We start from the raw sequence: 25214 nt of genomic DNA on the forward strand, positions 1-25214 counted from the left end.
ATGCCTTGAGGGGACGTCTGCCCCCGCCGGGCCCTCCTACTCCGTACCGGTGACGTCACGGCCCCCGCCCGGCGTGCCCGCCGCCCGCCCGGGGCCCGGCGCGGGGGAGGGCGGTAGACCTGGCCCGGCAGGCGGGACGACGGCGCCGCGGGCACGGGGCACGGCGCACGGACGACGCGGAGGCGCGGATGACGGGTACGGCGGGAGGCGCCACGGCCGCGGCCGCCGCGGCGGAGCTGTTCGGGTGGTGGGCCGCGGCCCTCCTCCTCCAGGTGCTGTTCATCAGCACCCTGTCCTGGCCCGAACTCGCCGTCGCCGCGGCCGGCGCCCTCCTCGCGGCGGCGGCCGCGCGGGCGGTGCGGCGCGCCGCCACGGCCCGGACCGGCGGCCGCGCCCGGCTCCTCACCGCCCTGCTGCTGTTCCCCGGCGCCCTGCTCACCGACACCGCCCGGCTCGCCGCCGCCACCGCGCGCGTCCTGCGCGGCCACCGCGTCACCGGCCGCTTCCACACCGTGCGCCTGCGCCCCGGCAGCGGGACGGCCTGGGTCTGCGGGCTGCTCTCCGCCACCCCCGGGCTGTACGTCGTCGACCTCGACCCCGCCGGCCCCACCGTCCTCGCCCACACCCTGCCCGGCCGCCCCACCGCCCTGGAGCGGGCCCTGACCACCGGCGGCCGCCGGTGAACGGGGGCGCGGGCGGGGAATGGAACGTCTGGCTCGGCGCGGCCGCCCTCCTGCTGCTCCTGGGGCTGCCGCCCGGCCTGGTGGCCGGCTGCCGGGGAACCCCGCAGGAGCGGCTGGCCGGCCTGGCCCTCACCGGCACCACGGCCACCGCCGTCCTGCTGCTGGCCGCGCGGGGCTTCGGCCGCAGCGGCTACGAGGACCTCGCGCTCGTCCTGGCCGTCCTGGGACCGGTCGGCGTGCTCGTCTTCGCCCGCGTCCTGCGCCGCCCGCAGGGCCCGCCGCCGGGCACCCGCCCGGGCCCGGCCGCCCCGTCCGGCACGGGTTCCCGGCCGCCCGCCTCCGGTACCCCGGGCGGCGGCCGTTCCGGGGGAGGGGGGTGACGGTGGAGCCGCGCGAGGCCTGCGCCGTCGTCCTGCTCGCCGCCGGGACCGGCGTCCTGCTGCTGTCGGGCGCCGCCCTGCTGGCGCTGCCCCGGCCCCACGCGCGGCTGCACGCCCTGACGCCCGCCTCCTCCCTGGGGGCACCGCTGTGCGCCCTCGCCCTCGCGGTGGCCGCCGGGCCCGGCCGCGAGGCGGGAAAACTACTGGTCGTGGCCGCGCTCATGGTGCTCGGCGGAACCCTGGCCACCCTCGCCGTCGGCCGTTCCACCGCCGTCGACGAGGGCCGCGTCCCCCGGGACTCCCCGCCGTGACCCCCGCCGGGCTCCTCATCGACGCCACCGTGCTGCTGGTCGCCGTCGTCGCCACCGTCGCAGCCCGCACCCGCGACCCGGTCCGCCAGGCCGTCGTGCTGGGCCAGCTCGGCCTGCTCCTCGCCCTCCTGTTCACCTTCCTCCAGGCCCCCGACGTCGCCCTGTCCCAGCTGGCCGTGGGCACCGTCGTCACCCCGCTGCTGATCCTCCTGACCGTGCGCAGGATCCGCCGGCGGCCCGGTGCGGGCCCGGACGGGGGACGGCGCGTCCGGGACGGGGACCGGTGAGCCGCGCCGCCCGCACCCTGGTGTTCCGGTGCGCGGCCGTGGCCATCGCCCTCTGCTACGCGCTCTCCTGCGTCCACCTCCCCGTCTTCGGCGGCCCCTTCCACCCCTACGCCGACCGGGCCGTCCCCGCGGCCCTCGCGCGGCGCACCGCGAACGCGGTGGCCTCCGTCAACTTCGACCAGCGCGGATTCGACACCCTCGGCGAGGAGTTCATCCTCTTCACCGCCGTCCTCGGCGCCGCCCTCGTCCTGCGCCGCGCCCGCGACGAGCACGCCGTCAGCCCCCGCCCCGGCCGCGTCCTGCCCACCGTCCGGCTGGCCGGCACCGTCCTGCTGCCCGTCGCCCTGGTCACCGGCGTGTACGTGGTCGCCCACGGGCAGCTCACCCCGGGCGGCGGCTTCCAGGGCGGGGTGGTCCTCGCCACCGGACTGCACGTCGCCTACCTGGCGGCCGACTACCGGGTCCTGCGCGCGGTCCGGCCCCGCACCGTCCTCGACCTCGCCGACGCGACGGCGGCCGGGGCCTTCGCCGTCCTCGGCCTGGCCGGCCTGGCGTGGGGCTCGGCCTACCTGGAGAACGTCCTGCCCTGGGGCACGCTGGGCCGGATCACCTCCGGCGGCACCGTGCCCCTGCTCAACGCGGCCGTCGGGGTGGAGGTCGGCTCCGCCCTCGTGGTGCTCCTCGCCGCCTTCCTCGACCAGGCCCTGGAGATCGAGACCGGATGACGACGACCACGACCCACCTGGCGACCGGTCTGCCCGCCGACGCCCTCACCGGCGACCCACTGCCCTACCTCGCCGCCGGCTGGATCCTCCTCGCCGGCCTCCACGGCCTGGTCACCAGCCGCCACGCGGTACACGCCGTCGGCTGCCTGAGCGTGGTCCAGGCGGGCACCTACGTCCTGCTCCTGGCCGTCGGCTACCGGCGCGGCGGCACCGCCCCCTACTTCACCGACATCCCGCCCGGAACCCCGGTGACCGATCCCGTCGCCCACGCCCTCACCCTGACCGACGTCGTCGTCGGAGCCGCCGTCAGCGCCCTGCTGCTCGCCCTCGTGCTCCAGACGGCCAAACGCCACGGCACCGCCGACCCCGACGCCCTCACCGGCCTCAAGGGCTGAGAGCGGGCACCCGCCGTGACGCACGCCGCCGCCCTGCCGCCGCTCACCGTCGCCTGGCCGCTCCTCGGGGCCGTCCTCCTCGCCGGCCCCGGCCGCTGGCTGCCCAGGACCGCCGCCGACGCCCTCGCCACCACCTGGGCCGCCGCCCAGCTGGCCCTCCTCGCCGTACTGTGGTCGGCCGCCGGGGACGGACGGATCATCAGCTGGGTCGCCGCCTGGACCCCGGTGGGCGGCCACGGCGTCGGCATCGTCCTCGCCGCCGACCGCACCGGCGCCGGGCTCGCGCTCCTCGCGGCCGCGCTCGTCCTGGCCGCCCTCGGCTACGCCTGGCGCTACTTCGACGAACCGGAGGCCGAACGGGGCCACGGCGGCGCCTTCCCCGCCCTGCTGCTCCTCTTCGAGGCCGGCATGTGCGGGTTCGCCCTCACCGGCGACCTGTTCGACGCCTTCGTCTTCTTCGAGCTGATGGGCGTCGCCGCGTACGCCCTCACCGCCTACCGCGTGGAGGAGCCCCGCCCGCTCCAGGGGGCCCTCGCCTTCGCGCTGACCGGGTCGGTCGCCGGCTACTGCGCCCTGCTCGGCACCGGCCTGCTCTACGCCCGCACCGGCGAACTCGCCCTCGCCCGCATCGGCGAGGAACTCGGCGCGCGGCCGGCCGGACCGGTGGCCGCCGCCGCGTTCGCCCTCATCGCCACGGCCATGCTGGTCAAGGCGGCCGCCGTGCCCTTCCACTTCTGGCTCCCCGACGCCCACTCCGAGGCCCCGTCCCCGGTGTGCATGCTGCTGTCCGGGGTGATGGTCGAACTCGGCCTCTACGGGCTGCTCCGCGTCTACTGGACGGTCTTCTCCGGCCCCGGCGGCATCCCCGCGGAGGCCTTCCGCACCACCTTCCTCGTCGTCGGCGCGCTGACCGCGCTGACCGGCGGGGTGCTCTGCTGGCAGCAGCGGCACCTCAAACGGATGCTCGCCCACTCCACCGTCGGGCACATGGGGCTGTTCCTGTGCGCGACCGCCCTGCTCACCCCGGCGGGCACGGCCGGGGCCGCCCTGTACGTCCTCGGCCACGCCGGGGCCAAGGCCGCCCTGTTCGCGGTGGTCGGCGTCCTCCTCGACCGGTTCGGCTCGGTCGACGAGCACGGGCTGTACGGGCGCGGCCGCGGCCTCCCGGCGGCCGCCGCGCTGACCCTGGCGGGCGCCCTGGCACTGGCCGGCCTGCCGCCCTTCGGCACCGGCCTCGGCAAGGCCGTCGCCGAACACGCCGCCGCCGGGGCGGCGCCCTGGCTGCTGCCGCTGTTCCTGCTCGTCCCCGCCCTCACCGCCGGCGCCGTCCTGCGGGCCGGGCTACGGGTGTTCGCCGGGGCCGGGACACCGCCCCGGCAGCGGCACGCGGGCCCCGAGACCACCGGGAGCGGGGAGGAGCCCGAGGTACGCGACCCCCGCCGCGGGGTGCCGCACGTCATGCTCGCAGTCCCCGCCCTGCTGCTCGCCGGCTCACTGGCGGTCGGTCTGCTGCCCGGGATCGCCCGCTCCGTCGCGCGGGCCGCCGCACGGTTCTGCGACCCAGCCGGGTACGCCGCCGCGGTGGCCGGCCGCACGGCCGCGGCGCCGGGCCCGCCGGTACCGGAGGCCGGCTGGACGGCCCAGGGCGTCCTGCTCGGGCTGGCCTGCGCCCTGCTGGCGGCCGCCCTGGCCGCCGCCGCGCTGTGGGGGCCCGCCCTGACGGGCCCGGCGGCCGGGGCCGTACGGGCCGCGGCCGGCCGCGCCACCGGCTTCGCGGTGGTGCCGCTGCGCCGCCTGCACTCCGGGCACGTGGGGGACTACGTCACCTGGCTGGCCGCCGGACTGGCCGCGCTGATGGTGGTGTTCACCCTGACGGCCTGATCCGCCGGACACCCCCCACGGGGGCGCCCCCTACCGCACCGCCCGCTCCACCAGGGCGGCGATCCGCTCCTCCACCTCCGGCGTCACCTCGGTCAGGGCGAAGCCGGCCGCCCACATCGGGCCGTCGTCCAGCTTCGCCAGGTCGCTGAACCCGAGCGTCGCGTAACGCGCCTTGAACTTCTCCGCGCACTGGAAGAAGCAGACGATCTTGCCGTCCAGGGCGTAGGCGGGCATCCCGTACCAGAGCTTCGGCGCGAGGACCGGTGCGGTGGCGGTCACGACCGCGTGGACGCGCTCGGCCATGATCCGGTCGGAGTCCCGCATCTCGGCGATCTTCGCGAGCACGTCCTGTTCCTCCTGCGCCGCCTTCTCCGCCTTCGAACCGCGGCGCGCCGCCGCCTTCTTGAGGTCCCGCGCATGGTCCTTCATCGCGGCCCGCTCCTCGGCCGTGAACCCCTGCTGCGTGCTGACGTCGGTGCCGGTCATGGTGATCTCCCTTGAGGATGTGAACGTGAGGACGTGAAGGTGTGGACCGTGAGGAGGAGGGCCGGGCGTCAGGCCAGCCAGCGGCCCTCGCGCATCAGCTCCCGGCCGGCCAGCTCGTCCGCCTCCCGCCAGGCCTGGACACGGCGGGGGGTGATGCGGAACCAGCGGTAGGCGGTGGTGAGCGAGCGCGGGTCGAAGCCGGTACGGGCGGCGAACCGGTCGCCCCGGTCCGGCGGCAGCGCGTCCAGGTCGAGGACCTCGACGTCGCCCTCGATCATCGCGACGTCGCGGGTGTGGCCGAGGGCCAGCCGGGCGGTCCGGGTGGCGGCCAGGTTCAGGCCGGTGGGGCTCTCGGCCGGGGTGGCCGCCAGCAGCGCCTCGCCGTCCCAGTCGAAGGACAGCGGCACCAGATGGGGGGCGCCGTCCGGTGAGGCGCTGGCCACCCAGACGTCGACGTCGTGTGCGAGCCGGTGCTCGGTGTCCCGGCGGCGCTGCGCGCGGGAGCGGGGCGGGGTGCTCACCGGTCCTGCACCAGGCCGAGGAGGTTGCCGTCGGGGTCGATGACGGTGGCCACGAGGCGGCCGCCGCCGACGTCGTGCGAGGGCTCCTTGACGGTGGCGCCCGCGGCGGTCACCTCGGCGAGCTTCGCCTCGATGTCCGCGACGTGCCAGTGGGCCAGCGGGGTGGTCAGGCCCTGCGGTCCGCCGTTCGGGAGGAGGCCGATGTGCTGGCCGGCGACGTCGAAGCCGACGTAGTGGGGGGTGTCGGTCTGCGGCGCGACACCCAGCAGCGCGGTGTACACGGCCTTGGCCTGGGCGAGGTCGGACACGGGGTGCAGCACGGTCTTGATCCCCTGGGTGGAAGAGCTGGTCACGGTCACTCCTGTCGTCGCGGGTCCCGGTCACCCGGCGGTTCGCCGGGCCCGTTCCCTGTGTGCACAGCCTCCCCCGGCCGGGGTGCGTGGCGCCTCCGTGCCCACCACGGAAAGCACTACGGATAATGACCCGGTGTCCACTCCAGTGATCTCCGCCCGGGAAGCCGACGTGCTCGCGCTGCTCGGGGAGCACCTGAGCAACGCGGAGATAGCCGCGCGGCTGTTCATCTCCGTCCGCACGGTCGAGTCCCACGTCTCCTCGCTGCTGCGGAAGTTGGAGGTCGCGGACCGGCGGGCGCTGTCCCGCCGGGCGCCCGCGCCGGCGCCCGCCGGGCCGGCGCGCATGGCACCCGCGCTGCCGGCCCCGCTGACCGCGTTCGTCGGCCGGACCCGTGAACGCGGGGAGCTGGCACGGGCGGTGACGGAGCGTCGGCTGGTGACCGCCGTCGGCCTGGGCGGGGTCGGCAAGACCCGGCTCGCCCTCACGGTGGCGGCCCAGGTGGCCGGCGACTTCGCCGACGGGGTGTGCTTCGTCGACCTGGTCCCGGTCACCGACCCGGCGCGGGTGGGCGCGGCGGTCGCGGCCGCCATGGGCGTGGGCGAGCAGCCCGGACGCGGCATCGACGACGCGCTGATCGCGGCCTTGACGGACCGTCAGGCACTGCTGGTGCTGGACAACTGCGAGCAGGTGCGCGACGGGGTGGCGCCCTTCCTGGAACGGCTGCTCGTGGCCTGCCCGGGGATACGGGTGCTCGCGACCAGCCGGGCCCGGCTGATGGTGCCCTTCGAGTGGGTCTTCCCGGTGCCGGCGCTGTCCCGGGTCGGCGGCGGCGGGTCGGAGGCGGTCGCCCTGTTCCTGGAGCGGGCGGCGGCGGTCGGCAGGGCCCCGGACCCGTCGGAGCACGACCGCATCGCGGCCCTGTGCGAACGGCTCGACGGCATGGCGCTGGCCATCGAACTGGCGGCGGCCCGGTGGTCCACGCTCGGCCTGGACGGTCTGACGGCCGGCCTGCGCGACCAGCTCCGGATCCTCGCCGGCGGCCCCCGTGCCGACGGCAGGCACCGGTCGGTGCGGGCCGTCCTGGACTGGAGCCACGACCTGCTCGACCCGCAGGACCGGGCCCTGCTGCGCCGGGTGTCGGCGTTCGTCGCCCCGTTCACCGCCGAGGCGGCGGCGACGGTGGCCGGGTTCGCCCCGCTGGAGGCGGCCGCGGTCGCCGACGGGCTGGGCCGGCTCGCCGAGCAGAGCCTGCTCGCCGTGACGCCGTCCGGGACGGGCACCCGCTACCAGGCGCTGGAGACCCTCCGCCAGTACGGCACGGAGCGGCTCGACGAGGCCGGTGAGCTCGATGGTGTCCGCTCGCGCCACCTGGCATGGTGCCTGGCCGGCGCCGCCGGGCTCCAGGACGGTGAAGACCCGCACCGGCGGGTCCGGTTCGACGCGATCGCCGAGGACCTGCGGGCCGCCCTGGCCTGGGCCGCCGACCGGCCGGAGCGGCGGGCGGACGCGTACCGCCTCGCCGTGTCCCTGGCCGGGGCGGCCTTCACCCGCAACCTGCTGGGCGAGGCGCAGCAGCGGTACGAGCAGGCGGCGCTGTTCGCCGCCACCGACGCCGAGGCCGCCTCCGCGCTGCGGCAGGCCGCCGGGGTGGCCGGCTGCCGCAGGCTCGGCGACGACATGTACCGGCTGCACCGGGCCGCCGCCGAAGCCGCCCGGCGGGCCGGGGACACTGCCCGGGCCGCCCGCGACCTGGCGGCGGCCGCCACGGCCGCGTACCGCTTCTCCAGCACGTTCGTCCGGGTTCCGCCCGCGGACGAGGTGACCGGCCTGCTCGCGCGGGCGCGCGGCCAGGCCGCCGAGGACGATCCGGCCGCCGTGGCGGCCGTCGCGCTGGCCGAGGCGGCGGTGGCCGCGGACGCCTTCGGCGCGGTCCAGGGGGCCCCGGACAACGCCGCGCCGGACACCGTCGCCTGCGCCGAACGGGCCGTCGCGCTCGCCCGGACCGCGGGCGATCCGGTGGCCCGGTCCGCCGCCCTCGACGCGCTGTCCGGAGCACAGAGCTGGGCCGGGGAGACCTTCGCCGCAGCGGCCGCCGCCCGGGAGCGGATCGACGTCCTGGCCTCGGCGCCGAGCACCCCCGCCCGGACGCACGAGCTCATCGACGCCCTCGCCATGGCCGCCGCGACCGCCGTCGGCGCGGGCGAGCTGCCGGCGGCCCGCCGGTGGGGCGCCGAGCTCGCGGACCAGCCCCAGCTGGCCGACGTCGGCGACCACGCCACCTCCTGGCTGCTGGTCGCGGACGCGTTCGCGGGCCGCGGCGACGAGGTGCTCACCGGCAGTGTGCGCTTCCTCGACGCGTGGGAGCGGACCGGCCGGCAGCGCTCGTTCTCCCTCGGCCCGGCCGCCTCGGCCGTCGCGATGGTCCACGGTCTGCGGGGCGATGACGCGGAGCGGGCCGCGTGGCTCGCGATCACCGACCGGGCGGGCGGCAAGGAGGACAACCGCTACGGGCACGGCGCCGTCTTCGACGCCCTGGTCCTGCTCCACCACGGCGATCCGCACGCGGCCCTGGAGCGGCTGGCGCCGGAGCCGGAGCGGGTCTGGAAGTGGGTCTGCTGGGTCTGGCTGCACTGGTACGAGGCCCTCCGGGCGGAGGCCGCCGTCCTCGCCGGACATCCGGACGCCCGGGCCCGCGTCGCCGCCGCCCGGGCCCGCGTCGCCGGGAACCCGGTCGCCACCGCCCTGGTGGAGCGGGCGCAGGCGCTGCTCGACTGCGACCCGGGCCGACTGCCGGCGAGCGCGGCGGCGTTCGAGGCGGCCGGCTGCCGCTACCAGTGGGCGCGCACGCTGCTCCTCGCCGGGGGCGAACACGCCACGACCGGGGCGGCCGCACTGGCCCGCCTCGGATTCGCGCCGATGGCCGCCCGGTAGGGCGGTTCTAGGCCGTCTCTTTTGGATCTTGCCGGTTAAGCCCGCGTCGTTCGGTGCCGTGCATCGGTGCCTTGGCTGGGCGCCGGAGTACTGGACGTACTTGGCGCCCGGCCAAGGCGGCGAGGTGCGGTGCCGGGCGGCGCGGGTCTGGGGGCACCTCCCAGCGGTAGCTGGGGGAGCAAGATCCGGAAGAGACGGCCTAGACCGAGGCCGTGGTGTCGGCGAGGGAGTCGACGACCTCGGTGAGGCGGCCGTGCCGGTGCAGTACCGCGCGCTGGCGGGCGGCTCCGCTGCCCTCGTGGCGCAGCCGGCGCAGCAGCTCCTGCGCGAGGCCGAGGTCCCCGTTGGCCTCCAGCCCCGGGGTCGCGCGGGCCAGGAGGCGGTCCACCAGCGTTCCGGCGGGCAGCCGTTCGCCGGTGCCGGGGTCGAGGCCCCAGCCGTCCAGCCCGTTGGCGGCCGCGAGCTCGTGTGCGGCGCGCAGCCGCCGGTCGGAGACCTCCGGGGGCGGCCGGTGGTGTTCGTCCTCCACCAGCAGGGACTGCGCGAGGCCGCGGATGAGGGCGGCGAGGAGGACCACCGTGTCGAGGTCGGCGTTGGTGTCGGCGACCCGGATCTCCAGGGTGGGCACGTGCTCGGAGGGGCGGGCGTACCAGTAGAGCATCCTCCGGTCCATCAGGATCCGGTCCTTGACGAGGGCGCCCACGTACGCCTCGTACTGCGCTTCGCGCATCACCGGGGCGGGGCCGACGGTGGGCCAGCGGGCGAACTGCTTGAAGCGCCAGCTGTCGAATCCCGTGTCACGGCCCAGGGTGAAAGGGGAGTTGCCGGTCAGGCTCTGGAGCACCGGCAGCCAGGGGCGCATCCGGTGGGACAGGTCCAGGGCGGTGGCCCGGTCCATGGTGCCCAGGTGCACGTGGCAGCCGCAGACCAGGCCGTCGTAGCGGCCCACCAGCGGGGCGAACGCGCGGGCCATGCGCCGGTAGCGGTCGCAGTCGGTGACGGTCAGCGGCCGGTCGGGAGGGAGCGCGGGGGTCCCGGTCGCCACCAGCCTGCACCCGTGTTCCCCGGCGGCGGCCACGGCGGTGCGCCGCAGCCGCGCCAGCTCCGCACGCAGCCCGGCCGTGTCGGAAACGGGCCGTGTGCACACCTCCACCTGCGCGTTGTAGAACTCCGACTGGACCTGCTCGCCCAGCTCGACGGCGGCGGCCGCGATCACGTCGGGCGCCCGTTCGGCAGGGCGCCTGCTGGCCCGGTCGACGAGCAGGAACTCCTCCTCCACTCCCATCGTCAGCGTACGCATCGCGGTCTCCTCCCTCGGGACCCGGCGTCTACCCGCCCGTGGCGGGCGCAGTCGCGCGTCCGGCCGTCAGCGGTCGTCGCGCATGTCGTCCAGGTCCTCCTCGCGCAGGTCCCTCATCACGTCGCGCATCGTCGCGTCCTCCCGGCCCCGCTCGTGCGTGATCTCGTCGGGGGTGCGCGGCCGTCCGCCCGTCCTCAGCTGCCCGGGCTCCGGCGACCGCCCGCGGATGCGCCGCCCGTGGTCCCGCTCGGGGGTCCGGCCCCGGTCCCGGCCCTCGTCCCGCTCTCTGTCACCCATGGCGCACGCTCCTCAAGCCCCGCCCCTTCTGTTCAGGTTCCTCCCCTTTAGAAGCTACCCCTGTGCGTTTGCCCGTACCGCCTCCGGGCAGACGCCGACGTGCCGCCCCGTGGTCTCGAACGCGGGGCGGACCACGTTGGGGGCCCGGGAGGCGGCGGGGCGGGGGGCGGACCACGATGGAGGGGGAACGGGCTCGGGTGTGGGGTGCGTGCCGGATGAACGAGGACATCCAGGTCGACGACCTGATCGACGCGGCGCAGGCCGCCGGCGGCTGGCTGGGCTCCCTGCCGGTGGCGCTGATCGCCACCAGTCCCGCCGGCACGATCGTGCGCTGGAACCAGGTCGCCCAGGAGCTGCTCGGCTACTCCCCGCCGCAGATGCTTGGCCACAACATCGCCGACCTCCTCCACCCCGGATCCGACCGCAGCCTGGGCCGCACCCTGTGGGAGACCGCGGCCACCGGACGGGGTGTGATGGGCACGGTGACCGCCTGGCACCGCGACGGGCACCCCATGGAGCTGGAGATATGGGCCTCACCCGTGGCGGACCGGCAGGGACAGGGCACCGCGACGGTCCTGGTCTTCGCCGCCGACGCCCCCGCCGCCCGGCGCATCCGCGGCTCCTCGGCGGTATGGGACGGCCTGTTCGCCCGCTCGCCCGTCGGCATCGCGATCCTCGACACCCAGCTGCGGTTCCTCCAGGTCAACGCCGCCCTGGAAGCCATGAACGGGCTGCCCGAGTCCGCCCACGTGGGGCGCCGCCTCGCCGAGATCCTCCCCGCGGTCAACGCCCACGAGATGGAGGAGGCCATGCTCCAGGTCCTGGAGAGCGGCGAGCCGGTCCTCGGCCGCCGCCGCGTCGGGCGCACCCCGGCCGAACCGGACCACGACCGGGTGTGGTCCTGCTCCTACGTCCGTGTGGAAGACCCGGCTCACATGCCCATCGGCGTCATCGCCTCCCTCGTGGACATCACCGAGCAGCGGCGCGACCACGTCGAGGCGGAGGCGGGCCGGCGCCGGCTCGCCCTGCTCAGCGAGGCCAGCATCCGGATGGGCTCCAGCCTGGACCTGGAGCGGACCGCGCAGGAACTCGCCGACCTCGCCGTCCCCCGCCTCGCCGACGCCGTCACCGTCGACGTCCTCGACGCCCTGGCCCGGGGAGAGGAACCCGGCATGGGCCTCAGCGGCGGGGTGGCCCTGCGCAGGCTGGGCCGGGCCCCGCTCGGCGGCTCGCGGGTGACGGACATCCTCGCCCCCCTGGGCCGGACCCTGTTCTTCCCCGCGACCGCCCCCTACACCCAGGCCCTCGCCGGGCGGCAGCCCTTCCTGGTGGCACACCTCGACGACCAGTCGATCGCCCCCGCCGCCCGGCACACGGCCAGACCCGCGCAACTGCTGGGGGCGGGGGTCCACTCCCTCGTCATGGCCCCTCTGGTGGCCCGGGGCCGGGTCCTCGGCGTGGCGGGCTTCTACCGCACCCGCCCGGTCGGCGCCTTCGGCTCCGAGGACGTCACCCTCGCCACCGAACTCGCCGCCCGCGCCGCCCTCAGCATCGACAACGCCCGCCTCTACCACCGCGAGCACGAGACCGCCGTCATCCTCCAGCGCAGCATGCTGCCCCAGCACATCACCCCGCCGGCGGGCATCGAGGTCAGCCACCGCTACCTGCCCGCGAGCGACGTCAACGAGGTCGGCGGGGACTGGTACGACGTCCTGCCCCTGGCCGGCGGCAAGGCCGCGCTGCTGATCGGCGACGTGATGGGCCACGGCATCGGCGCCGCCGCCGTCATGGGCCGGCTCTCCGCCTCCGTACGCTCCCTCGCCCGCCTGGACCTGTCGCCCGTCCGGCTGCTGCACCAGCTGGAGGCCGCCCTCGCCGACCTCGCCGAGCCGATGCTCGTCACCTTCCTGTACGTGGTGGTCGACCCCGCCGCCGGCCGCTGCACCGTCACCCGGGCCGGGCACCCCCCGCCCGCCCTGGCCCTCCCCGACGGCACCGTCCGGATCCTCGACACCCCGCCCGGCGTCCCCCTCGGGGTGGGGGGCATCGCCTTCACCCCGACCGAGGTGGAGGTCCCCCCGGGCAGCCTCCTCGTCCTCTACACCGACGGCCTGATCGAGGCGCGGGGCAGCGACCTCGACGAGCGGCTGGCCGAGCTCACGCAGCTCCTCGCGGACCCGAGGCGCGGGCCGGACCACGTGTGCGACTCGCTGATCAGCCACCTGGTCCCGGCCGCCGCGGACGACGACATCGCCCTGCTCGTCGCGCGGGTCGGCGGCTGACCCCGCAGGGCCGCAGCCCCCGCGCCGCCCGGTGCGGGAACGGGCGGGGGCTGCGGCCGAGGTGCCGGCGCCCGAGTCAGTTCTTGCCGAGGAGGCCGTTCATGCGGGTGATCTCGGCGCTCTGCGAGCCGATGATCGAGGCGGCCATGTCCTTGGCGGGCTGGTACCGGCCGCCCGTCTGCTCCGTCTTCGCCATGGCGACGGCGCCCTCGTGGTGCTTGACCATCAGCTGGAGGAACGCGGTGTCGAAGGCCTTGCCGGAGGCCTTCGACAGCTGGTCCATCTCCTCGCCCGTCATCATCCCGGACATGGAGTGGCCCGAGTGGCCGCCGCCCTCGGCGGCGGGCACCTGCTCGCCCCAGGAGGTGAGCCACCCGGAGAGGGTCTTGATCTCCGGGTCCTGGGCCTTCTCGATCTCGCCGGCGAGCGCCTTGACCTCGGCCGACTCGGCGCGGGTCGCGGCGAGCGAGGCCATCTCCAGGGCCTGGCGGTGGTGGGGGATCATGCCCTGGGCGAAGGCGGTGTCGGCGGCGTTGTTCGCGCCCGAGCCCCGGGCGGGGCCCGAGGGGGAGGCGGAGGCGGACGGGGAGGCCTCGTGGCCTGCGCTGTGCCCGGAGGCGCCGTCGCTCTTCCCGCCGCAGGCGGCGAGGACGAGGGTGGCGGTGGCGGCCGCGGCGAGCGCGGTGGTGCGGCGGATCAGGGAACGCTTGGCGTACATGGTGGTGCTTCTCCTGTGCTGGAACGTGTCGGAACGGGCTCGGTCGGCGGGAAACGCCGGAGGGCCGCCCTATATGCGCAGGAGCTGGAGTTCGCTGAGGGAGGGGGGTGCGCGCCCGGACGCCGTTGCCCCGGGCGGCGCCGTGTGCGCGGCCGCGCACGCGGCGGCGACACCGCCGGGCGCGGGGGCGAGCGGGGGCAGGACCGGGGCACCGCTGGTGCCGGAGGCCGCGCAGGTGGGGTCCGCGTGCACGGCGTGCCCGCCCCCGCGCCCGCCGTGCTCGGCGCCGGCGTCGGCGTGCTCCGCGTCGGCGTCCCGCCCGGAGGCGGCGCGGGTGTGGGCGGCGGGCCCGGTGTGGGCGTCTGCGTCGCTCCGGACGGTGCGGGGCCCGGTGTGGGCGGTGGGTTCGTGGCCGGGCGCGGTGTGGACCGGGGCGGGCTCGGTGGCCTCCATGGGGCCGGAACCGGCGCGGACCGCTTCGGGCCGGGTGTGGAGGGCGCCGGTGGGGGCCGTCTCCGTACCGGTGGGCCGGGGGAGGCCGCCCGGGCCCAGGCCGTGCATGGCCACCAGGCCCGTGAGGACCGCCAGGACGAGCAGCAGGAAGGCGGGCGGCCCGCAAGGCCTCCCCGTTCGTCCCGCTCGCGTACCCATGCCCGGCATCGTATGCGAGCGAGCGCCGCATACTCCACACGGGTAGGGGGTATGCGGCCGGTCTCACACCGGCCGGCCCCGGTGCAGCTCCAGCGGGCCGGTGCCCTCGGCGAGCGCCTTCAGGCAGGCCTTGATCTGCCGGCGCAGGTGGGGTCCGGCCAGCCCGCGCAGCTCCCGCCGGGGCGCGGTGCGCCACTCCAGCAGTTCCCCCGGCGCCAGCCGGATCCGGGCCAGCGTCCCCGCGTCGAGCACCCCGCCGTCGTAGAGGAACCGCACCCGCGCCGGGTACCCCGGCCGGTGGGACCAGTTGACGGCGAGCAGCCGGCCGGGGGCCCGCTCCAGGCCGAGCTCCTCGCGGACCTCCCGGGCGGCGGCGGCCCGGGGCGTCTCCCCGAGGTCGCTGTCGACCCCGCCGCCGGGCAGCAGCCAGCGGCCCGGCTCGCCGTAGCCGGGCCGGACCAGCAGCACCCGGCCGGCCGCGTCGGTGAACAGCACGTTCGCCGCCGTGAGGGCCTTGGGCCGGGCCGCCCGGTGGGCGGCCGCGTCGTAACCGCCCGCGTGCTCCCGGGCCGCCCGGTCCGCCGGGGCGAAGCCGGCCGGTGAGCCGGGCTGCGGAACGCCGTCGACGAGGTGCGCGAGCGAGCCCGAGTACAGGGCCGCCAGCGCGGCGCGCAGCCGGGGCGCGAGCCGTGGGGGCAGCTGCCGCACCGCCTCGTCGGGGGAGAGCCAGCGGGCCTCGGAGACCTCGCCGTCCGGGAAGGAGAGTGCCCCGGCCCGGTCGGCCGGGAGCGGCCCCACCAGGTACACGTGCACCACGAGCGAGCGCCCGAGCGTGCCCGGCGCGCAGGAGTCCACGGCGAGCAGCCGCCCCACCGCAGCCGTCAGGTCCAGCTCCTCCTTCAGCTCCCGCGCGAGCCCCTCCTCCGGGGTCTCGGTGTCCTCCACCGTGCCGCCCGGCAGTTCGAGGCCGTCCTTGTAGGAAGGGGTCAGGACGAGGACCCGCCCCGCCCTGTCCAGGACGATCCCGGTCGCGGCGACCAGCGGGGACGGCTGGGCGGCGTAGTAGGCGCGCAGGGCCTCGGGTGACGGGCGGTCGGGCACGGTGACGGCTCCTGGGATCGGCGGACCGGGGCATCGGGGGCGGCGAGGCGGCGAGGGAGGGGAGGTGGTGAGGGCGGCGGGGTGCCGCGCACCGGGATACCTACCACGGCGCGCGCGGCCCCGTCCGGACCTCAGGCCCGGGCCAGGAGCATGCCGCCCATCGTGACCATGGTCGCGGCCACCAGCCCGTCCAGCACCCGCCAGGCGCCCGGCTTCGCGAGCACCCCGCTGAGCAGCCGGGACCCGTAGCCGAGGGTGGAGAACCAGATCAGGCTGGCCACCACGGCCCCGGTCCCGAAGGCCCAGCGCAGATCGCCGCGGTCGGCGGCGAGCGAACCCACCAGCAGGACGGTGTCCAGGTAGACGTGCGGGTTCAGCCAGGTCATGGCCAGGCAGGTCAGTACGGCCGCGCGGGCGGACCCGGTGGTGGCGCCCTCCGTGGTGAGGGCCGCGCCCGGGGCCGGGCGCAGCACCCGGCGCGCGGCGAGGAGCCCGTAGCAGACGAGGAAGCCGCCGCCGGCGATGCCGACGGCCGTCAGCGCGGCCGGCCACGCCGTGACGAAGGCGCCGACGCCGGCCACGCCGAGCCCGATCAGGACGGCGTCGGACAGGGCGCAGATGGCGACCACCCACAGCACGGCGTGCCGGCGCGCACCCTGGCGGAGCACGAAGGCGTTCTGGGCGCCGATGGCGACGATGAGGGAGAGGCCGGTGCCGAAGCCGGCCAGGAGCGCTGAGGTGATGCCGTTGTTCATGTCCCCGACGGTAGACAGCGCACGGTGCACAGTACAGCTAAAGATTTTTACGTACCCTTAGCGTTCGTGATGGACGAGCTTCCCCTGGACCAGGTGCGCACCCTCCTCGCGGTCGTCGACGAGGGCACGTTCGACGCGGCGGCCGCGGCACTGCACGTGACGCCCTCCGCCGTCAGCCAGCGCGTGAAGGCCCTGGAGCAGCGAACCGGGCGGGTCCTGCTGATGCGGACCAAACCGGTCCGGGCCACCGAGTCGGGCGAGGTCGTCGTCCGCTTCGCCCGCCAGCTGGCCCGCCTGGAGCGCGACGCCCGGGCCGAGCTGGGGATGGGGACCGCCGACGGGCTGGGGCCGGTCCGGCTGCCCATCGCCGTGAACGCGGACTCGCTGTCCACCTGGTTCCTGCCGGTGCTGAGCCGGGTCCCGCAGGACCCGCCCGTCTGCTTCGAGCTGTACCGCGAGGACGAGTCCCACACCACCGCGCTGCTGCGCGAGGGCCAGGTGATGGCGGCCGTCACCTCCTCGCCGGACCCGGTGGCGGGGTGCACCGTACGGGCGCTGGGACTGGTCCGCTACCTGCCGGTGGCCAGCCCCGGCTTCGCCGCCCGCCACCTGACCGGGGACCCGGCGGCGGACCTGCGGCGGGCTCCGACCATCGTCTTCGACCGCCGCGACGACCTCCAGGACTCCTTCGTCCGCGCCCTCACCGGGGACGTCGCGGGCGCCTCGCCCGTCCGCCACCGGGTGCCGACCTCGGAGGGCTTCCGCGACGCGGTGGCCGCCGGCCTCGGCTGGGGGCTGGTGCCCGGCCCGCAGGCCGAACCCCTGCTGCGCGCCGGGGCCCTCGTCCGGCTGACACCGGGGCGGACCCTCGAGGTACCGCTGTACTGGCAGCAGTGGAAGCTGGACTCGCCCGCCCTGGCGACGGTCGCCCGGCTGGTCGCCGAGACCGCCCGCGAGGCGCTCCTGCCGCCGGGGCGGCCCGCTCCCGGCGCGGGGGAACGCTCGCGCTGACCGCGCCGCGCGGGGCGCGCCCGAAACGGGGCACGTCCCCGGGCACGGCTCCGCCGACCGGGTGGACCCCGGTGTGATCATGCCCTCTACGCTTGGCCCCGGCAGGCCGTGGACGGACGGCCGGTGAGGGAACGGAGCGGGCGGTGCCGGTGCCATCGGAGCAGGCGAACGACGGGGACCTCGTCGGCAGGGCGCTCGGGGGGCGCTACCGGGTGACCTCGGTGATCGGCCGCGGCGGCATGGGCGTGGTCGCGCGGGCGGTCGACGAGCTGCTCGGCCGGGAGGTCGCCGTCAAGCTGCTGCGCGCCTACACCGACGCCGGCCCCGCCGAACTGGCCGACCTACGCACCCGGATGCGGCGGGAGGCACAGGCCGCCGCGCGCATCCGGCACACCGGGGTGGTCACCGTGCACGACGTGACCGAGGAGCAGGGGCTCCCGGTCATCGTGATGGAACTCGTCGACGGCCCCTCGCTCGACGCCGTCGTGGAGCAGCGGGGCGCGCTCGACCCGTACGAGGCCGCCGCCGTCGGAGCCAAGCTGATGGACGCCCTCGACGCCGCCCACCGGGCCGGGGTCCTGCACCGGGACGTCAAGCCGGGCAACGTGCTGCTGGAGCGCGGCGGCCGGGTCGTCCTCACCGACTTCGGCATCGCCAGCATGCAGAACCCCGACGACGAGGAACTGGCGAAGCTGACCCGCAGCGGCGAGATCGTCGGCTCGCTCGACTACCTGCCGCCGGAGCGCGCCCAGGGCCGCGAGCCCGGACCCGCCTCGGACATCTGGTCGCTGGGGATGACCCTGTACGCGGCCGTGGAGGGCGTTTCGCCGTTCCGCCGGACCTCGGTGTGGTCGACGCTGTCCGCGATCGTCGCGGAACCGCTGCCGGAGGCCGGACGGGCGGGGCCGCTCGGGCCGGTGCTCCAGGCGCTGATGGCGAAGGACCCCGACGCCCGGCCCACCGCCGACCAGGCCCGGGCGATGCTGGAGGCGGTCGCGTCCGGGGCCGCTGCCGGGGCCGGGGGAGTGGCCGGGGCGCACCCCGCCCCGCCGGGCGCCGCCGGGGCGGGTGCGGCCGTACCGCGGCCGCCGGCCGGTGTGTTCGGGCCGACGCCCACGGCGCCGTCCGCCGTGGCACCGCCGTTCGGTGCCGCGCCCGCCGGGCCGTCCGCCGGGCCCGGGGCGGCGCCCTTCGCGGCGTCCGGTGCCGGGGCGCCTCCCGGGTTCGGGCCGCCGCCTGCCGCAGCCGGTACGGGTCCCGCCGGATCGTTTCCGCACCAGCCCCACCCCGCACACCAGCCCCACCCCGCCCCCCACTACGCCCCGCCCGCCGGCGCTCCCGGCGCTCCCGGCGCGGACGGGGGACGGGTGCGGCGGCGGGGGCGGGTCGCGGTGGCCGTCGCCGTGGTCGCCGTACTCGCGGCCGGAGGCGTCACCTACGCCCTGACGTCCGGAGGCGGCGGGAAGAAGACGCGCACCACGGCCACGCCGCCGCCGGCCGCCCCCGCGACCACCGGCCCGGGCGACCTGCCCGGCACCGCGAGCCCGGGCCCGTCCCCCTCCCCGTCCAGGAGCGGCCCGTCCCCCAGCGCCTCGAAGAAGACGGCCTCGCCCTCCGCGTCGGCCTCCCCGTCCACCGCCCCGGCCAAGCCGGCCCCCGTGCCGACGGGCTGCGCCGGCTGGACCCACAAGGACCCCAAGCCGGGCACCTACGGCTTCATATCGGGCGACCACCACCTGCTGGCCGCGCCCTACCAGCAGTGCGCCCAGGGCGCCCTGGTCAAGAGCGGCACGAAGCTCTGGTACCACTGCTACATCGTCAACTCGTACGGGAATCAGTGGACGTTCGTGCGCGTGGACGGCACCAACCAGACGGGCTGGCTCTACAACCGCGACCTCACCGGCCAGAAGGGCTCTTCCCCCGCCTGTTAGGACCCCGCCCGCCCCCGGCCTAAGCTGCGCGCATGGAGTCCTACACCATCGGCCAGGCGGCCCGGCTGCTCGGCGTCAGCGTCGACACGGCCCGCCGCTGGGCCGACGCCGAGCGCTTCCCCACCCGCCGCGAGGGCACCCGCCGCATGGTCGACGGCCCGGACCTGGCCGCGTTCTGCGTGGAGGCCGCGCAGGAGGCCGCCGAGGGCGAGGAGGCCCCGCACACCTCGGCGCGCAACGCCTTCCCCGGCATCGTCACGGGCGTCAAGCTCGGCACGGTCGACGCGCAGGTCGAGATCCAGGCCGGCCCGCACCGCGTCGTCTCCCTGCTGACCCGGGAGGCGGTGGAGGAGCTGGGCCTGGAGGTGGGCTCGCGGGCCACGGCGCGGGTGAAGTCGACCAGCGTCTTCGTCGACCGGGGCTGACCTGGCACGGGTCGCCCGGCGCGGCGGTGGCAGACTGGCCGCTGATCCGCCGAAGGGGAGTACCGCGTTGTCCATGTTCAGCAACCTGCGCCGGGCCGTCCGTCGCGGCTACCGGAGGGCCGTCGACCTCAGCCACCCGGCCCGCTCCCCGCTCGGCAGCTCCGTGGTCAACTGCGTGGTCTACCAGGACGGCATCCGCCAGGAGGGCTGCGCCGAGGTCGAGGAGGCGCTGCGCCGGGTCCGCAAGACGGGCGAGGGCTTCGTCTGGATCGGCCTGCACGAGCCCTCGCAGCTGGAGCTGGCGGGACTCGCGGAGCTGCTCGGACTGCACCCGCTGGCCGTGGAGGACGCCGTCCACGCCCACCAGCGGCCCAAGGTGGAGCGCTACGACGACACCCTCTTCGCGGTGTTCAAGACCGTCCGCTACGTCGAGCACGAGGAACTGACGGCGACCAGCGAGGTGGTGGAGACCGGCGAGCTGATGGCCTTCGTCGGCGAGGACTTCGTCATCACCATCCGGCACGGCGGCCACGGCACCCTCGGCCCCGTCCGCGAGGCCCTGGAGGCCGAGCCGGAGCAGCTGGCGAAGGGGCCGGCGGCCGTGCTGCACGCCATGGCCGACCACGTGGTCGACGACTACGTGGCCGTGACGGACGCGGTGCAGAGCGACATGGACGCCGTGGAGACGGCCGTGTTCAGCGAGCACGGCGGACGCGGCGACGCCGGCCGGATCTACCAGCTCAAGCGCGAACTCCTCGAACTGCGGCGGGCGGTGGCCCCGCTGGGGCGGCCGCTGGAACACCTGGCCACCCAGCCGATACCGGTGATCCCGGCGGAGGTCCGGGCGTACTTCCGCGACGTGGCCGACCACCTGACGCGGGCGACCGAGCAGATCGCCGCGTACGACGGCCTCCTCGACTCGATCCTCCAGGCGCACCTGGCGCAGGTGACGGTCGCGCAGAACGAGGACATGCGGAAGATCACGGCGTGGGCGGCGATCGTGGCGGTGCCCACGATGGTGTGCGGGGTGTACGGCATGAACTTCGACCACATGCCGGAGCTGCACTGGACGTACGGCTACCCGCTGGTCCTCGGCGTGATGGCGGTGGCCTGCTACGTCATCCACCGGGGCTTCCGCCGCAACGGCTGGCTCTGATCCCGTCCGCCGCCCGGCGAAAACCGATGGCGTGGACGACCCCTCCCCGCATTAGGGTCCGGCTGTCGGAAGACGGATCGGATCAGCGCGAACGGGCGGGTCAGGCATGGCGGAACAGGCAGTGGCGGAACAGGCGGTGGCGGAACTCACCGGCGGGCGGGTACGGCTGGAGCCGCTGGACCACCGGCACCACGACGGCCTCTGCGAGGCGGTCCGCGACGGCAGTCTCTGGGAGCTCGCCGTCACCCTCGTCCCGCACCCCGACGACGTACGCGCCTTCATAACCGACGCCGTCGCGGGGCGCGAGGCGGGCACGGACATCGCGTACGCGACGGTGGACCTCGCCACGGGCCGGATCGCCGGCTCGACCCGGCTGATGAGGATCGACACCGCCAACCGGCGCCTGGAGATCGGCTGGACCTTCCTCGGCCGGACCTGGCAGCGCACGGGTGTGAACGCCGAGGCCAAGCTCCTCATGCTCACCCACGCCTTCGAAGAGCTCGGGATGAACCGCGTCGAGCTGCTCACCGACGTCCGCAACGCCGCCTCCCGCGCCGCCATCGCCCGCCTCGGCGCGACCCAGGAGGGGATCCTGCGCCAGCACATGGTCATGCGGGACGGCCATGTGCGCGACACGGTGGTCTTCTCACTCACCCGGCCCGAGTGGCCCGCCGCGAAGCGGGCCCTGCGCGAGCGCCTGGCGGCCCGCCGGGAGTCCTGAGCCGGTCCTTCCGAGGGGTGTCCTCCGCCTTCTCCGTCTGGTAGGAAAGTTTCCTAACGGAACAGGGAAGGCTCAACCCCCCTACGGAGGCCTCGTGTTCACCACCCCCCGCGCCGTCATGGCCGTCGGCGCCCTCCTCGGCGCCACCCTCCTCGCGGTCCCGGCGGCCCAGGCCGTGCCCGCCGCCCCCACCCCGCCGGCCGCCGCCGCCCGCGCGGCCGTCGGCCTCGACGATCCGGCGAAGAAGGACGTCGCCATGCGGATCGTCTCCAGCGCCGAGAACTCCTCCCTCGACTGGAAGGCCCAGTACAAGTACATCGAGGACATAGGCGACGGCCGCGGCTACACCGCCGGCATCATCGGCTTCTGCTCCGGCACCGGCGACATGCTCGACCTCGTCGAGTACTACACCCAGGTCAAGCCCGGCAACGTGCTCGCCAAGTACCTCCCGGCCCTGCGCAAGGTCAACGGCGGCGACTCCCACGCGGGCCTGGACCCGAACTTCACCAAGGACTGGGCCAAGGCCGCCCAGGACGCCGAGTTCAAGAAGGCCCAGGACCACGAGCGCGACCGGGTCTACTTCAACCCGGCCGTCAAGCAGGGCAAGGCCGACGGCGTCGGCGCCCTCGGCCAGTTCATCTACTACGACGCCATCGTCATGCACGGCGACGGCGGCGACGCCACCAGCTTCCGCAACATCCGCAAGCGGGCGCTGTCGAAGGCCAAGCCCCCGGCCCAGGGCGGCAACGAGACCACCTGGCTGAACGCCTTCCTCGACGCCCGCGTCTGGGCGATGAAGCAGGAGGAGGCGCACAGCGACACCAGCCGCGTCGACACCGCCCAGCGCGTCTTCCTCCGCAAGGGCAACCTCAACCTGAACACCCCGCTTGACTGGAAGGTGTACGGGGACTCGTACCACATCGGCTGAACGCGGCCCGTCGAGCGGCACAACTGCCTTTGAAACCAGGGGTGCTGGCCTTATTCGGTTGGCTCGAAGTGGCTTGAGGGCGTCGTCGTGAGGGCATAAGTCCGGCCCGGCCCCGTTTTTTCAGGGGAGGGGCCGCAGGTTCCGTCCCAAGGGGGGACTCGTGAACTACTACCTCGACGTCATCAAGCGGTACGCCGACTTCCAGGGCCGCGCCCGCCGCCAGGAGTACTGGATGTTCCTCCTCTGGAACATCCCGATCGTCATCGTCCTCACGATCCTCGACTACGCGCTCGGCAGCTACCCGGTTCTCTCCTGGATCTACACCCTCGCCGTCTTCCTCCCTTCCCTGGGGGTCTCGGTCCGCCGGCTGCACGACACGGGCAAGTCCGGATGGTGGTACCTGATCAGCCTCATCCCCTTCATCGGGTTCATCTGGATGCTCATCCTGATGGCCACCGAGGGTGACGCCGGGCCGAACGCGTACGGCCCCAGCCCCAAGCAGATCGCCGCCTGACGCACCTCCGGGCGGACCCGCACCCCACAGCGCCGCCACCGGCTCGTAGCAGCCGGTGACGGCGCTTTCGCGTGCCGGGGTGACGCGCGTCTCCCCCGGGTTGCGGCAGGGGGCTGTCCTGACCGGGCCGATCACGAGATATCTTGATGTCGAGCAATGTTGCAGACGAGAGACGCAGACTGTGGAGCGGAGCATCCGGTGACTGACTCGACCATCATCTACACGCACACTGACGAGGCCCCGGCCCTCGCGACGTATTCCTTCCTGCCTGTGATCCAGGCCTACGCGTCGACGGCCGGTGTGAATGTCGAGACCCGTGACATCTCCCTGGCCGGTCGGATCATCGCCGTGTTCCCCGAGTACCTCGAGGAGGGGCAGCGCATCGCCGACGCCCTCGCCGAGCTCGGCGAGCTGGCGAAGACCCCCGAGGCCAACATCATCAAGCTGCCCAACGTCTCGGCCTCGATCCCGCAGCTGAAGGCCGCGATCGCCGAGCTCCAGGGCCAGGGCTACGCCCTTCCGGACTACCCGGACGACCCGAAGTCGGACGAGGAGCGCGACGTCCGCGCCCGCTACGACAAGATCAAGGGCAGCGCCGTCAACCCGGTCCTGCGCGAGGGCAACTCCGACCGCCGCGCCCCCGCCTCGGTGAAGAACTACGCCAAGGCCCACCCGCACCGCATGGGCGCCTGGACCCCCGAGTCGAAGACCAACGTCGCCACCATGGGCGCCGACGACTTCCGCTCCACCGAGAAGTCCACCGTCATCGCCGAGGCGGGCACCCTGCGCATCGAGCACGTCGCCGCCGACGGCGCCGTCACCGTGCTGCGCGAGTCCGTACCGGTCCTGGCCGGCGAGGTCGTCGACGCGTCCGTCATGCACGTCGACGCGCTGCGCACCTTCCTCAACGACCAGATCGAGCGCGCCAAGGCCGAGGACGTCCTGTTCTCCGTGCACCTCAAGGCCACGATGATGAAGGTCTCCGACCCGATCGTCTTCGGCCACGTGGTCCGCGCCTTCCTCCCGAAGACCTTCGCCCGCTACGGCGAGACCCTGGCCGCCGCCGGCCTCTCCCCGAACGACGGCCTCGGCACCATCCTGAACGGCCTGGGCGCCCTGCCCGACGGCGACGCGATCAAGGCCTCCATCGACGCCGAGATCGCCGAGGGCCCGGCCCTCGCGATGGTCGACTCCGACAAGGGCATCACCAACCTGCACGTGCCGTCCGACGTCATCGTCGACGCCTCGATGCCGGCCATGATCCGCACCTCCGGCCACATGTGGGGCCCGGACGGCGCCGAGGCCGACACCCTCGCCGTCCTCCCGGACAGCAGCTACGCCGGCGTCTACCAGGCCGTCGTCGAGGACTGCCGCGCCCACGGCGCGTTCGACCCGGCCACCATGGGCTCGGTGCCGAACGTCGGCCTCATGGCCCAGAAGGCCGAGGAGTACGGCAGCCACGACAAGACCTTCGAGATCGCCGCCGCGGGCACCGTCCGCGTCGTCGACGCCGCGGGCAACGCGCTCCTGGAGCAGGAGGTCGCCGCCGGCGACATCTTCCGCGCCTGCCAGACCAAGGACCTGCCGATCCAGGACTGGGTCAAGCTCGCCGTCACCCGCGCCCGCGCCACCGGCGCCCCGGCCGTGTTCTGGCTCGACGAGACCCGCGCCCACGACGCGCAGCTGATCGCCAAGGTCAAGACGTACCTGGCCGAGCACGACACCGACGGTCTGACCATCGAGATCCTCTCCCCGGTCGAGGCCACCAAGTTCTCCCTGGAGCGCATCCGCCGCGGCGAGGACACCATCTCGGTGACCGGCAACGTGCTCCGCGACTACCTGACCGACCTCTTCCCGATCCTGGAGCTGGGCACCAGCGCCAAGATGCTGTCGGTCGTCCCGCTGATGGCGGGCGGTGGCCTCTTCGAGACGGGCGCCGGCGGCTCCGCCCCCAAGCACGTCCAGCAGCTGGTCAAGGAGAACTACCTGCGCTGGGACTCGCTCGGCGAGTTCTTCGCGCTGGCCGCCTCCTTCGAGCACCTCGCCACCACCACGGGCAACGCCCGCGCCCAGGTGCTGGCCGACACCCTCGACCGCGCCACCGGCACCTTCCTCAACGAGGACAAGTCGCCGACCCGTCGCCTCGGCGGCATCGACAACCGCGGCAGCCACTTCTACCTCGCCCTGTACTGGGCGCAGGAGCTGGCCGGCCAGAGCGACGACGCCCAGCTGGCCGAGGCCTTCGCGCCGCTGGCCAAGACGCTGGCCGAGCAGGAGGAGACCATCGTCTCCGAGCTCATCGCCGTCCAGGGCTCCCCGGCCGACATCGGCGGCTACTACCAGCCCGACCCGGCCAAGGCCGCGGCCGTCATGCGTCCGTCCGCGACGCTGAACCAGGCGCTCACGATCCTGGGCTGACGCCCGGGGCCCACAGCGGTGGTACGGGTCCGCCCCGGCCGGCACACGCCGG

26 protein-coding genes are annotated in these 25214 nt (G+C 75.3%); 17 read left to right on the forward strand and 9 right to left on the reverse strand.

Annotation, left to right across the window (positions count from 1 at the left end):
* Positions 1-188 precede the first annotated feature (188 nt).
* The 7 genes from ABT403_RS20185 to ABT403_RS20215 are packed head-to-tail and all read left to right on the forward strand — an operon-like array spanning position 189 to position 4662.
* Positions 189-683: a hypothetical protein gene (locus tag ABT403_RS20185; protein WP_344166607.1), complete on the forward strand. Its 495-nt coding sequence runs from the start codon at positions 189-191 to the stop codon at positions 681-683.
* Entirely contained in the window at positions 680-1063 is a 384-nt protein-coding gene (locus ABT403_RS20190; RefSeq protein WP_344166609.1) for an MrpF/PhaF family protein, read from the forward strand. The genes ABT403_RS20185 and ABT403_RS20190 overlap by 4 nt, the downstream gene beginning before the upstream one ends.
* Positions 1060-1374, forward strand: a complete 315-nt coding sequence (locus ABT403_RS20195; protein ID WP_344166611.1) for a monovalent cation/H(+) antiporter subunit G — start codon at positions 1060-1062, stop codon at positions 1372-1374. The genes ABT403_RS20190 and ABT403_RS20195 overlap by 4 nt, the downstream gene beginning before the upstream one ends.
* Positions 1371-1661 (forward strand): Na(+)/H(+) antiporter subunit B, encoded by a 291-nt coding sequence (locus tag ABT403_RS20200; RefSeq protein ID WP_344166613.1) that lies wholly within the window; start codon positions 1371-1373, stop codon positions 1659-1661. The genes ABT403_RS20195 and ABT403_RS20200 overlap by 4 nt, the downstream gene beginning before the upstream one ends.
* Positions 1658-2386: an MnhB domain-containing protein gene (locus tag ABT403_RS20205; protein WP_425580299.1), complete on the forward strand. Its 729-nt coding sequence runs from the start codon at positions 1658-1660 to the stop codon at positions 2384-2386. Before ABT403_RS20200 ends, ABT403_RS20205 begins: the two co-directional genes overlap by 4 nt.
* Positions 2383-2781: an NADH-quinone oxidoreductase subunit K gene (locus ABT403_RS20210; protein WP_344166615.1), complete on the forward strand. Its 399-nt coding sequence runs from the start codon at positions 2383-2385 to the stop codon at positions 2779-2781. The genes ABT403_RS20205 and ABT403_RS20210 overlap by 4 nt, the downstream gene beginning before the upstream one ends.
* A gap of 15 nt (positions 2782-2796) precedes the next feature.
* A complete protein-coding gene (locus tag ABT403_RS20215; RefSeq protein WP_344166617.1) occupies positions 2797-4662 on the forward strand; it encodes a complex I subunit 5 family protein in 1866 nt (621 codons plus the stop codon).
* A 30-nt stretch (positions 4663-4692) separates the two neighbouring features.
* Here the strand turns inward: ABT403_RS20215 and ABT403_RS20220 are convergent, their stop codons facing one another.
* From ABT403_RS20220 to ABT403_RS20230, 3 genes are all read right to left on the reverse strand, one after another.
* Positions 4693-5148: an iron chaperone gene (locus ABT403_RS20220; protein ID WP_344166619.1), complete on the reverse strand. Its 456-nt coding sequence runs from the start codon at positions 5146-5148 to the stop codon at positions 4693-4695.
* A 68-nt stretch (positions 5149-5216) separates the two neighbouring features.
* On the reverse strand, positions 5217-5669 hold the full coding sequence (locus ABT403_RS20225) for a pyridoxamine 5'-phosphate oxidase family protein (RefSeq protein WP_344166621.1): 453 nt from the start codon (positions 5667-5669) through the stop codon (positions 5217-5219).
* Positions 5666-6022, reverse strand: coding sequence for a VOC family protein (locus tag ABT403_RS20230; RefSeq protein WP_344166623.1), 357 nt, complete (start codon positions 6020-6022; stop codon positions 5666-5668). The genes ABT403_RS20225 and ABT403_RS20230 overlap by 4 nt, the downstream gene beginning before the upstream one ends.
* 133 nt (positions 6023-6155) lie before the next feature.
* Between ABT403_RS20230 and ABT403_RS20235 the strand changes: the two genes are divergently transcribed.
* Positions 6156-8954, forward strand: coding sequence for an ATP-binding protein (locus ABT403_RS20235; protein ID WP_344166625.1), 2799 nt, complete (start codon positions 6156-6158; stop codon positions 8952-8954).
* Positions 8955-9153: 199 nt separating this feature from the next.
* Here the strand turns inward: ABT403_RS20235 and ABT403_RS20240 are convergent, their stop codons facing one another.
* Complete coding sequence (locus tag ABT403_RS20240; protein ID WP_344166627.1) at positions 9154-10254, reverse strand: carboxylate-amine ligase; 1101 nt, start codon at positions 10252-10254, stop codon at positions 9154-9156.
* A 66-nt stretch (positions 10255-10320) separates the two neighbouring features.
* A complete protein-coding gene (locus ABT403_RS20245) occupies positions 10321-10551 on the reverse strand; it encodes a hypothetical protein (protein WP_344166629.1) in 231 nt (76 codons plus the stop codon).
* A gap of 215 nt (positions 10552-10766) precedes the next feature.
* Between ABT403_RS20245 and ABT403_RS20250 the strand changes: the two genes are divergently transcribed.
* Positions 10767-12833, forward strand: coding sequence for a SpoIIE family protein phosphatase (locus ABT403_RS20250; RefSeq protein WP_344166631.1), 2067 nt, complete (start codon positions 10767-10769; stop codon positions 12831-12833).
* 76 nt (positions 12834-12909) lie between these two features.
* On the opposite strand, the gene ABT403_RS20255 is transcribed toward ABT403_RS20250, so the two are convergent.
* The 4 genes from ABT403_RS20255 to ABT403_RS20270 form a co-directional block, all read right to left on the reverse strand.
* A complete protein-coding gene (locus tag ABT403_RS20255; RefSeq protein WP_344166633.1) occupies positions 12910-13551 on the reverse strand; it encodes a DUF305 domain-containing protein in 642 nt (213 codons plus the stop codon).
* 69 nt (positions 13552-13620) lie between these two features.
* Positions 13621-14202, reverse strand: a complete 582-nt coding sequence (locus tag ABT403_RS20260; RefSeq protein WP_344166635.1) for a DUF6153 family protein — start codon at positions 14200-14202, stop codon at positions 13621-13623.
* Between the two features lie 63 nt (positions 14203-14265).
* Entirely contained in the window at positions 14266-15303 is a 1038-nt protein-coding gene (locus ABT403_RS20265; protein ID WP_344166637.1) for an NUDIX domain-containing protein, read from the reverse strand.
* A 131-nt stretch (positions 15304-15434) separates the two neighbouring features.
* Positions 15435-16058, reverse strand: coding sequence for a LysE/ArgO family amino acid transporter (locus tag ABT403_RS20270; RefSeq protein WP_344166639.1), 624 nt, complete (start codon positions 16056-16058; stop codon positions 15435-15437).
* A 69-nt stretch (positions 16059-16127) separates the two neighbouring features.
* Here ABT403_RS20270 and ABT403_RS20275 point away from each other — a divergent pair, with 69 nt between their 5' ends.
* From ABT403_RS20275 to ABT403_RS20310, 8 genes are all read left to right on the forward strand, one after another.
* Positions 16128-17069 (forward strand): LysR family transcriptional regulator ArgP, encoded by a 942-nt coding sequence (locus ABT403_RS20275; protein ID WP_344166641.1) that lies wholly within the window; start codon positions 16128-16130, stop codon positions 17067-17069.
* Positions 17070-17218: 149 nt separating this feature from the next.
* Entirely contained in the window at positions 17219-19000 is a 1782-nt protein-coding gene (locus ABT403_RS20280; RefSeq protein WP_344166788.1) for a serine/threonine-protein kinase, read from the forward strand.
* Positions 19001-19032: 32 nt separating this feature from the next.
* Positions 19033-19425: a TOBE domain-containing protein gene (locus ABT403_RS20285; RefSeq protein WP_344166643.1), complete on the forward strand. Its 393-nt coding sequence runs from the start codon at positions 19033-19035 to the stop codon at positions 19423-19425.
* Between the two features lie 73 nt (positions 19426-19498).
* Entirely contained in the window at positions 19499-20581 is a 1083-nt protein-coding gene (gene corA, locus ABT403_RS20290) for a magnesium/cobalt transporter CorA (RefSeq protein ID WP_344166645.1), read from the forward strand.
* Positions 20582-20687: 106 nt separating this feature from the next.
* Positions 20688-21302 carry a GNAT family N-acetyltransferase gene (locus ABT403_RS20295; protein ID WP_344166647.1) on the forward strand — a complete coding sequence of 205 codons (615 nt, stop codon included), beginning with the start codon at positions 20688-20690 and terminating at the stop codon, positions 21300-21302.
* A gap of 118 nt (positions 21303-21420) precedes the next feature.
* A complete protein-coding gene (locus tag ABT403_RS20300) occupies positions 21421-22230 on the forward strand; it encodes a chitosanase (RefSeq protein ID WP_344166790.1) in 810 nt (269 codons plus the stop codon).
* A 160-nt stretch (positions 22231-22390) separates the two neighbouring features.
* Complete coding sequence (locus ABT403_RS20305) at positions 22391-22744, forward strand: DUF805 domain-containing protein (RefSeq protein ID WP_344166649.1); 354 nt, start codon at positions 22391-22393, stop codon at positions 22742-22744.
* A gap of 198 nt (positions 22745-22942) precedes the next feature.
* A complete protein-coding gene (locus tag ABT403_RS20310) occupies positions 22943-25162 on the forward strand; it encodes an NADP-dependent isocitrate dehydrogenase (protein WP_344166651.1) in 2220 nt (739 codons plus the stop codon).
* Positions 25163-25214 lie beyond the last annotated feature (52 nt).

This window comes from Streptomyces sp. NPDC000075 (assembly GCF_040301925.1).
Classification (GTDB): domain Bacteria; phylum Actinomycetota; class Actinomycetes; order Streptomycetales; family Streptomycetaceae; genus Streptomyces; species Streptomyces polychromogenes.